Consider the following 8,721-nt stretch of genomic DNA (forward strand, 5'->3'; position numbering starts at 1 on the left):
GGGGCGCCGATGCGGCGCCCCCACCCGTGGGCTCCCCGCGCCCGCGGCGCGCGGCGCGGTCAGCGCCGGCGGCGGCGCGTGGAGAGGACCAGCAGGCCGGTCACCCCGACCACGACCAGTGCCAGCGGCACGACGCGCTCCAGGCGCGGCGCCCCGTCGGCGGTGACCAGTCGTCCCCGTACGTCGGTGACGGACCGGTTGACCGCGACGAACGCCTTGCCCGCCGTGCGGTCCACGGCCGAGGCGGCGCGGGCCTTCGCGTCGTCCACGAGCGTGCTGGGGTGGATTCGGACCGCGATCTCGTCCAGCGTCGCCGCGAGCTGGTCGCGCCTGCGTTCGATCCGGGCCGCGATCTCCGCGGAACCCGGGGCTGCCTTCTTGGCTTCCGACACCGCAATGCCTCCGTGATCGACTCTTCGTTGCGGACAGTCTGTCAGCTGTCCCCCGCTCCCGCGCCCCACGACCCCCGCACGGCACTGTTCTAAGCTCGGGCGGGTGCACCCGGGCGGCGTCGGCCCGTGACGCCCGCCCCGCACCACGACAGCAGCGACGAGGAGCACCGCCATGAGCGACCGGTTGAAGCCCGGAGACGCAGCCCCCGCCTTCACCCTGCCCGACGCCGACGGCGCGCGGGTGTCCCTGGCCGACCACGCGGGTCGGAAGGTCATCGTCTACTTCTACCCCGCCGCACTGACGCCGGGCTGCACCAAGCAGGCGTGCGACTTCACCGACAACCTCGACGTGCTGGCCGAGGCGGGGTACGACGTCATCGGCGTGTCGCCCGACAAGCCGGAGAAGCTGGCCTCCTTCCGGGACAAGGAGTCGCTGAAGGTGACGCTCGTCGCCGACCCGGCCAAGGAGGTGCTGACCGCCTGGGGCGCCTACGGCGAGAAGGTCATGTACGGCAAGAAGGTGACCGGCGTCATCCGGTCGACCTTCGTCGTCGGCGAGGACGGCGCCATCGAGCACGCGTTCTACAACGTGCGGGCCACCGGCCACGTCGCCAAGCTCATCCGCGACCTCAAGATCTGAGCGACCGGCCACGCCTTCGCGCGTCCGCCCCCTCGCGGCGGCCACGCCTTCGCGCGTCCGCCCCCTCGCGGCGGCCGCGCGGAGCCGGGCGCCGCCCCGCTCGAACGCACACTGGAATACCCTGTGGTCAGCGGGCTGCTCCGTCGAGCAGCCGCCCGGGCCACCGGGACGCGGCCGCGGCCGCCGCCGCCCGACGCGTACGGCAGGAGTCCTTGACGTGGCAGAGCGCAAGCCGATCGAGTCCTGGCTGACCGACATGGACGGTGTCCTCATCCACGAGGGCGTGCCGATCCCCGGCGCCGACCGGTTCGTCGCCCGGCTCCGGGAGTCCGGCAAGCCGTTCCTGGTGCTGACCAACAACTCGATCTACACACCGCGCGACCTGCACGCCCGGCTCAGCCGGATGGGGCTGGAGGTGCCGGTCGAGAACATCTGGACCTCCGCGCTGGCGACGGCGCAGTTCCTGGACGACCAGCGCCCCGGCGGCACCGCCTACGTCATCGGCGAGGCCGGCCTCACCACCGCCCTCCACGACATCGGGTACATCCTCACCGACACGGCTCCCGACTACGTGGTGCTCGGCGAAACCCGCACCTACAGCTTCGAGGCGCTGACCAAGGCGATCCGGCTCATCAAGGACGGCGCCCGGTTCATCGCGACCAACCCCGACGAGACGGGCCCCTCGACCGAGGGCGTCCTGCCGGCCACCGGCTCGGTCGCCGCGCTCATCACCAAGGCGACCGGCCGCGACCCCTACTTCGTCGGCAAGCCCAACCCGCTGATGATGCGCGCCGGGCTGAACGCCATCGGCGCCCACTCGGAGTCCAGCGCGATGATCGGCGACCGCATGGACACCGACGTGCTCGCCGGGCTGGAGGCCGGGATGGAGACCTTCCTGGTGCTGACCGGCGTCACCGGCCCCGGCGACGTGGACCGCCACCCGTTCCGCCCGTCGACGATCGTCGACTCCATCGCGGACCTCGTGGAGCGCGTCTGACCCGGCGTCGCCCCGGTGGCGCCGGCCCCGACCGGCCGGCGCAATCGGCGCGACGAACGGCGTAACGACGCCGCGCAGCGGATGCGGATCGCGGCCGGGCGGGCGACCTTCGGAACGTACCGAACCGGAGGTTCCGCCATGGGTATCGCCCGCCCCGTCCAGCTCGCCCTGTGTTCCGCCGCTGCCGCCGCGCTGCTGGCGACCGGCGGCTCCGCCGCCGCGTCGCCGTCGCCGGAGCCGGAGTCCGAGGAGTACGGGGGCGGGCGCCACCACCGCGTCGACGTCCGCCTCTCGCCCCTCACCCCGCGCCCCGGCGACGACGTGGAGGTGCGGGTCACGGGGTGCGCGAAGCACCACGAGGCGACCGCCCACTCCGAGGCGTTCGTCGCCGAGGTCCCGCTGGGGCGCTCCGACGGCGGGCTGTTCGGCGAGGGGCGGGTCTCCTCCTCGATCGCCCCCGGCGTGTACCCGGTCGACGTCTCGTGCGACGGCCGGGAGCGCGCCGGCGCCGCCAAGCTGGTCGTGGTGGCGCACGACAAGGACCACGGCGACCGGCCGTCGCGGCCGACCGCCCCGGTGCCGGCGGGCGGCGGGGGCACGGCCGAGGACGAGCACCTCGCCGGTGCGGGCGCGCCGGCGGCGGGGTCGGAGGTGGCGGCGCCGTTCGGCGTGACGCTGCTCGCCGGCGGCCTGCTGGTGGGGGCGGTGGTCCTCGCCGCCCGACGGCGGCGGGGCGGCGCCGATGGACACTGAGCCCCGCACCTCCGGCGGCGGGCGGCTGTTCACCGCGGTGGCCTGGGTGATGGTGCTGGTGGCGCTGTGGGCGTGGGGGGTGCGACTGACCGGGGGCTCGGACGGCTCCGGCGTGCTGGCGGGCGGCACCCGCGGCCAGTTGAGCGACGGCCGGCTGCTGCCGCCGCCGCTGGAGCCGCTGACCGGCTCGGCGGTGCCGACGACGGTGGAGATCGCCTCGATAGGGGTGAGCGCGGACGTCATCCCGCGCGGTGTGGAGAGCGGCGGCGGGGTGGAGCCCCCGCCGTTCGAGGCCGCCGACATCGCCGGCTGGTACGAGGGCGGCCCCTCGCCCGGCGCGGCGGGCGCGGCGGTGCTGGTCGGGCACGTCGACACCGAGACCGCACCCGCCGTCTTCTACGGACTGAGCGCGGTCAGCCCCGGCAGCGAGGTCTCGGTGGAGCGGTCCGACGGCACCACGGCGACCTTCACCGTCGAGCGGGTCGCGGTGGTGGAGCGCGAGGAGTTCGACGCGGAGACGGTGTACGGGGCGCACGACCCGCGCCGCGCGGAGCTGCGGCTGATCACCTGCGGCGGGACGTTCGACCGCGAACGGGGCACCTACTCGGCCAACGTGGTCGTCTCCGCCTACCTCACCGGGACGGGCGGGGCCGGGGAGCGCTCGGGGTACCGGGCGGTCTGACGGCGGCGGGGCCGGTGACCGGGACGCCCCGGCGGGTGTCAGCCGTCGAACCGGCTGCGGGACGCCTCGATGTGGCCCAGGTGGCGGTGGGTCCAGTCGCAGAGCGCGTGGACCCGGGTGCGCAGGTCCTGGCCGGGCTCGGTGAGCGTGTACTCCACCCGGGGCGGGACGGTCGCGTACACGGTCCGCTCCACCAGCCCGTACCGCTCCAGCATGCGGAGGTTCTGGGTGAGCATCTTGTGGCTGATGCCCTCGATCGCGTCGCGCAGTTCGCTGAACCGGTGGGTGCGCTCGCCGAGCAGGTCGATGATCATCATCGCCCACTTGTTGGCGACGTCGGAGAAGATCTGCCGGCCCAGGGAGTCGGCGCGGGTGATGTCCGCGTCCTCGGGCGAGCCGGTGTACCGGGTGGTTCCCATGAGGTTACCGAGTTTCCGAGAAGTGCGTTCTTCCATGTCGGCGCCGAGTTTCCTACGGTTTCCAGGTAACCGCAAGAGACCACGGGGACGTGGTCGCCACCCCACGGGCGCCGGGGCACCGGGCCCGTTCGGCAGAAGGAGCAGCGCATGCCGGTCACCCTGGTACAGCCCGAGGGGCTTCCCGACGCGGGTGTCTACCGCCACGTCTCGGTCGCCACCGGGTCCCGGACGGTGCACGTCGCGGGCCAGGTCTCCTGGGACGCGACGGGCGCGACCGTGGGGACGGGCGACCTCGCCGCCCAGGTGGTGCAGTGCTACCGCAACGTCGCCACGGCGCTGGCCTCGGTCGGCGCCGGTTTCGCGGACGTCGTGCGGCTGCGGGTGTACGTGGTCGACTGGACGCCCGAGCGGATGCCGGAGCTGCTCGCGGGCATCGAGCGGGCCGCTGCGGAGCTGGGGTTCACCCCCGGCCCGCCCGCCTCGCTGATCGGCGTCGCCGCGCTGGACGTGCCGGACCACCTGGTGGAGATCGAGGCCATCGCCGTCCTCGACTGAGCATGGCGGGACGGGGCGGGGCGCGGGGCGGCGCGGGGCGCACGGACCGGGCCGGGCGCCCCGCGGGCGGTCGCCGAGCGGGCGCACAGCAGCCGAGGGCTCAGAGCAGCGGCAGCACGAGCGGTGCCAGCTCGCGGAAGGCGCGGCCCCGGTGGCTGATGGCGTTCTTCTCGTCCGGGGACAGCTCGGCGCAGGTCCGCGTCTCCCCCTCGGGCTGGAGGATCGGGTCGTACCCGAAACCGTTCGGCCCGGCGGGCTCGCGGCGCAGCGTCCCGGGGAGCCGGCCCTCGACGACGCGCTCGGTCCCGTCGGGCAGCGCGAACGCCGCCGCGCACGCGAAGTACGCGCCGCGGTGCGGGTCGTCGATCTCGGAGAGCTGCGCCAGCAGCAGGTTCAGGTTGGCGGGGTCGTCGCCGTGGCGGCCGGCCCAGCGGGCGGAGAAGATACCGGGTGCGCCGCCCATGACGTCGACGCAGAGGCCGGAGTCGTCGGCGATGGCGGGGAGCCCGGTGGCGGTGGCGAGGGCGTGCGCCTTGAGCAGGGCGTTCTCCGCGAAGGTGGTGCCGGTCTCCTTGACGTCGGGGACCTCGGGGAAGGCGTCGGCACCGGTCAGTTCCGCGGTGACTCCGGCGGCGGCCAGGATGGCGCGCAGCTCGGTGACCTTGTGGGCGTTGCGGGTGGCGAGTACGAGTTGCTGCATGGCCGCGATTATCGCGGCACCGGCGGCCTGAGGAGGGCGCGGGGCCCGGCGGGCCGCCGCGTTCCCGCCGGGGGCGGGGGTGCGGCGGCCCGCCGGCGGCTCGGGTGTCAGCCGGCGGACTCCAGCGCGGCGGCCTGCGCCAGCGCCAGCTCGCCGCAGCCGGCCGCGGCGAGGTCGAGCAGCGCGTTGAGTTCGCGGCGGTCGAAGGGGGCGCCCTCGGCGGTGCCCTGCACCTCGACGAAGCGGCCGTCGTCGGTGCAGACCACGTTCATGTCGGTCTCGGCCCGCACGTCCTCCTCGTAGCAGAGGTCCAGCAGCGGGACGCCGTCCACGATGCCGACGCTGACGGCGGAGACGCCGCCGGTCAGCGGCTTGACGCCCGCCTTGACGAGCTTCTTCGCCCGCGCCCAGGCGACCGCGTCGGCGAGGGCGACGTAGGCGCCGGTGATGGCGGCGGTGCGGGTGCCGCCGTCGGCCTGGAGGACGTCGCAGTCCAGGACCACGGTGTTCTCACCGAGCGCGCGGGTGTCGACGACGGCGCGCAGCGAGCGGCCGATGAGCCGGGAGATCTCGTGGGTGCGTCCGCCGATCTTGCCGCGGACCGACTCGCGGTCGCCGCGGGTGTTGGTGGCACGCGGCAGCATCGCGTACTCGCCGGTCACCCAGCCCTCGCCACTGCCCCGGCGCCACCGGGGCACGCCCTCGGTGAAGGAGGCGGTGCACAGCACCTTGGTGTCACCGAACGAGACCAGGACGGACCCTTCGGCGTGCTTGCTCCAGGCGCGTTCGATCGTGACGGGTCGGAGCTGTTCGGGGGTTCGGCCATCGATGCGAGACATGGTGGGGAGCCTAGCCGCTGCCCGGCTCCGGCTCCCACCGGCCGCCGCGCGGGCCCGGCGGCGGCGGTACCTCGTCCTGTGCGGCCGCGGGGCAGTCAGCCGCGGGGCAGCGCGCCGGCCGGGTGGGGGTGGTAGACGGCGCCGGGTCGGGCCAGCTCCGTCGGACCGTCGTAGACGGCCCGGGCGTGCAGCAGGTTGAGCCCGGCGTCGGTCCACGGCGGCACGTGGGTGAGCACCAGCGATCCGGCACGCGACCGGGCCGCGCACTCCCCCGCCTCCCGGCCCGTCATGTGGACGTCCGGCAGGTTCTCCCGTCCGTCGACGAACGAGGCTTCGCAGAGCAACAGGTCGGTGTCGCGCGCCAGTTCGTCCAGCGCCTGGCAGGGCCCGCTGTCGCCGGAGTAGGTGACGGCGGCGCCGCGGTGCTCGATCCGGAAGCCGTATGCCTCGACGGGGTGCCGCATCAGCGCGGTGCGCAGCGAGAGCGGGCCGAGGGCGAACTCGTCGCCGTGGGCCAGGGTGCGGAAGTCGAAGACCTCGCTCATCGACTTCTCGGTGGGGGTGTCGGCGTAGGCCGTGACCAGTCGTTCCTCGGTGCCCGCGGGACCGTAGACCGGGATGGGTCGGCAGCGCCCGCCCTCGTGCCGGTAGTACCGGGCGACGAAGTAGCCGCACATGTCGATGAAGTGGTCGGGGTGGAGGTGGCTGATGACCACGGCGTCGATGTCGTACAGCCCGGAGTACTTCTGGAGCTCGCCGAGGGCACCGTTGCCCAGGTCCAGCAGCAGTCGGTAGCCCTCGGCCTCGATGAGGTAGCTGGAGCAGGCCGAGTCCGCGGACGGGAACGACCCCGAACAGCCGACAACGGTGAGCTTCATGAGGGGGTGGACCTCCGTGATGGGGTTCATCGACTGTAAGTCGCGAACCGGCGCCACGCCCCTTCAGCGGCTTGGGGTGTGGGCGGAATCACCAGCGAATCACCGGCTCGGGGGACAGCGGTGTGACGGCGCGCACGCGTGTACCCGTGCCGGGCCACCCGCACGGCGGTCGCGGACCGTGCAGGGGGGCGCGGTGGCCCGCCGCTCAGCGCGTGGGTGGGACCCCGCGTCGTATCGGCTCGCGGCGTCACATGCGATCAGCCGGAGGGCCGCCCTCGTACCGGGGTGTGTGCGAGCGTTTTTCGGCGACGCGGCAGCCGGCGTCGCAGGCCGGGCGCGGGGCCTCACCCCCGCCCTCAGAGGAACGCGCGGCCCTCGCCCCGGTAGGTCGGCACCTCGTCGACGATCCGGTCGCCCGCCACGAGGTGGAGGCTGTTGACCCGCTCCGCCAGCTCGCCGGCCTTGGCGTGGCGGAACCAGACCCGCTCCCCCAGCGCGAGGGCGTCGGCGGCCGCGCCCAGCAGCGGGGTCTGCACCTCGCCCGCGCCCTCGGTGGAGCTGTAGCCGAGCCGCGGCGGGTGGGCGGGGCGCGGCAGCCGGTCGGCGCCGGGCGCGCCGGAGGCGGTCCAGCCGCCGCCCAGGACCGTGACGACGCCCCGCCCGGGGCGGCGCACGACCGGCAGCGCGAAGAAGGCGGCCGGCTGCGGGGTGAAGGCACGGTAGGTGTCGAAGAGCAGCGGCGCGTACAGCCCGGAGCCGGCGGCCACCTCGGTGACGGCCGGTTCGGCGGCGGTCCGCTCCACGCTGCCGGTGCCGCCGCCGTTGACGAACTCCAGGTCGGCGACGGCGCGGACGGCGGCGACGGCGGTGGCGCGCCGCTCGCGCAGCTCCACCGCCGAGACCCGTTGCAGCGCCCGGACGGCCAGCCCGCGGACCGCCGCCGCGGGGCCGCCGCCGGGTGCGTCGCCGACGCCGGCGATCTGGGCCTCGTAGGCCATCAGCCCGACCAACCGCAGACCGGGCCGCGAGACGACGGCCCGCGCCAGCGCGGCGAGCGCCCCGGGGCTGTGGACCGGGGAGCGCCGCACGCCCAGGTGCAGCCGCCCGCCGAGCGGCCGGTACGAGGCGTCGAGCTCCAGGCAGATCCGCAGGGGGCGGTCGGGCGCGGGCCGGGCGGTGGCGAGCACCAGCTCCAGCTGCTCGACCGAGTCGATCATCAGCGTCACCCGGGAGGCGAGCCGATCGTCCCCGGCGAGGCGGCGCAGCGCGACGCGGTCGGCGGTCGGGTAGCCGACGACGACGTCGTCGTGGCGTTCGGCAAGCCAGAGCGCCTCGGGCAGGGTGAAGGCGAGCACGCCGCGGAAGCCGTCGGTGTCCAGCGCGTCGGCGAGCAGGTGCCGGCAGCGCAGCGACTTGCTGGCGGCGCGGATCGGCTTGCCGAGTGAACGGCGCACCAGGGAGCGGGCGTTGGCCCGGTAGGCGTCGAGATCGACGACGGCGAAAGGGGGTTCGAGGGCGGCGGTCGCGCGGGCGAGGCGCCCGAACCGGTCGCCGTCCGGCGCGTGGTCGCGCGTGGCGCGGGTCTGGCTCATCGTGCCCCCTGGTGCGATGTGTCGGGCGCCCCACGGTAACGGGCGCGCCGGGGCGGTCAAGTGGCGGCGGACGGGTATCGGCCGGTGCGTCGGCTGCGCCCCCGCGGCCGCCGCGCCGCCGGTGGGGGCGGGGAGCGATAATCGGCCGGAGCGGGAGTGAGGGCTGCGGGTTCGGCGGTCGGTGCGCCGGGGACGGGCGTCGTGCGACGCGGTTCCCCCGGCCGGTACCGTTCGGCAGACCGCGTCAGGACGCGTCGACCGGGGCGGGGCGCGT

Annotated in this window: 11 protein-coding genes; 5 read left to right on the plus strand and 6 right to left on the minus strand. The window is 75.0% G+C overall.

Features of this window, described 5'->3' with window-relative positions; translation table 11 throughout:
- Positions 1 to 59 precede the first annotated feature (59 nt).
- Positions 60 to 392 carry a DUF3618 domain-containing protein gene (locus tag HCN56_RS20740; RefSeq protein ID WP_312871329.1) on the minus strand — a complete coding sequence of 111 codons (333 nt, stop codon included), beginning with the start codon at positions 390 to 392 and terminating at the stop codon, positions 60 to 62.
- 172 nt (positions 393 to 564) lie between these two features.
- Between HCN56_RS20740 and bcp the strand changes: the two genes are divergently transcribed.
- The 4 genes from bcp to HCN56_RS20760 all read left to right on the plus strand — a co-directional run bounded on the left by bcp (position 565) and on the right by HCN56_RS20760 (position 3,464).
- A complete protein-coding gene (gene bcp / locus HCN56_RS20745) occupies positions 565 to 1,032 on the plus strand; it encodes a thioredoxin-dependent thiol peroxidase (protein ID WP_167973373.1) in 468 nt (155 codons plus the stop codon).
- Between the two features lie 217 nt (positions 1,033 to 1,249).
- The gene (locus HCN56_RS20750) at positions 1,250 to 2,029 is read left to right on the plus strand and encodes an HAD-IIA family hydrolase (protein WP_167973375.1); all 780 of its coding nucleotides are present in this window, start codon (positions 1,250 to 1,252) and stop codon (positions 2,027 to 2,029) included.
- Positions 2,030 to 2,167: 138 nt separating this feature from the next.
- On the plus strand, positions 2,168 to 2,782 hold the full coding sequence (locus tag HCN56_RS20755) for a hypothetical protein (RefSeq protein ID WP_167973377.1): 615 nt from the start codon (positions 2,168 to 2,170) through the stop codon (positions 2,780 to 2,782).
- The gene (locus tag HCN56_RS20760) at positions 2,772 to 3,464 is read left to right on the plus strand and encodes a class F sortase (RefSeq protein WP_167973379.1); all 693 of its coding nucleotides are present in this window, start codon (positions 2,772 to 2,774) and stop codon (positions 3,462 to 3,464) included. The genes HCN56_RS20755 and HCN56_RS20760 overlap by 11 nt, the downstream gene beginning before the upstream one ends.
- Positions 3,465 to 3,502: 38 nt before the next feature.
- Here HCN56_RS20760 and HCN56_RS20765 read toward each other — a convergent pair whose 3' ends face one another.
- Positions 3,503 to 3,883, minus strand: coding sequence for a winged helix-turn-helix transcriptional regulator (locus HCN56_RS20765; protein WP_167973381.1), 381 nt, complete (start codon positions 3,881 to 3,883; stop codon positions 3,503 to 3,505).
- 147 nt (positions 3,884 to 4,030) lie between these two features.
- Here HCN56_RS20765 and HCN56_RS20770 point away from each other — a divergent pair, with 147 nt between their 5' ends.
- Entirely contained in the window at positions 4,031 to 4,438 is a 408-nt protein-coding gene (locus HCN56_RS20770) for a RidA family protein (RefSeq protein WP_167973383.1), read from the plus strand.
- 100 nt (positions 4,439 to 4,538) lie between these two features.
- Here the strand turns inward: HCN56_RS20770 and rdgB are convergent, their stop codons facing one another.
- From rdgB to HCN56_RS20790, 4 genes are all read right to left on the minus strand, one after another.
- Positions 4,539 to 5,138: an RdgB/HAM1 family non-canonical purine NTP pyrophosphatase gene (rdgB, locus tag HCN56_RS20775; RefSeq protein WP_167973385.1), complete on the minus strand. Its 600-nt coding sequence runs from the start codon at positions 5,136 to 5,138 to the stop codon at positions 4,539 to 4,541.
- 107 nt (positions 5,139 to 5,245) lie between these two features.
- Positions 5,246 to 5,977: a ribonuclease PH gene (gene rph / locus HCN56_RS20780; RefSeq protein WP_167973387.1), complete on the minus strand. Its 732-nt coding sequence runs from the start codon at positions 5,975 to 5,977 to the stop codon at positions 5,246 to 5,248.
- 95 nt (positions 5,978 to 6,072) lie between these two features.
- On the minus strand, positions 6,073 to 6,855 hold the full coding sequence (locus tag HCN56_RS20785) for an MBL fold metallo-hydrolase (protein ID WP_167973391.1): 783 nt from the start codon (positions 6,853 to 6,855) through the stop codon (positions 6,073 to 6,075).
- Positions 6,856 to 7,211: 356 nt separating this feature from the next.
- Entirely contained in the window at positions 7,212 to 8,447 is a 1,236-nt protein-coding gene (locus HCN56_RS20790) for an alanine racemase (protein ID WP_167973389.1), read from the minus strand.
- Positions 8,448 to 8,721 lie beyond the last annotated feature (274 nt).

The organism is Streptomyces lonarensis, assembly GCF_012033735.1.
Taxonomy (GTDB): Bacteria; Actinomycetota; Actinomycetes; order Streptomycetales; family Streptomycetaceae; genus Streptomyces; species Streptomyces lonarensis.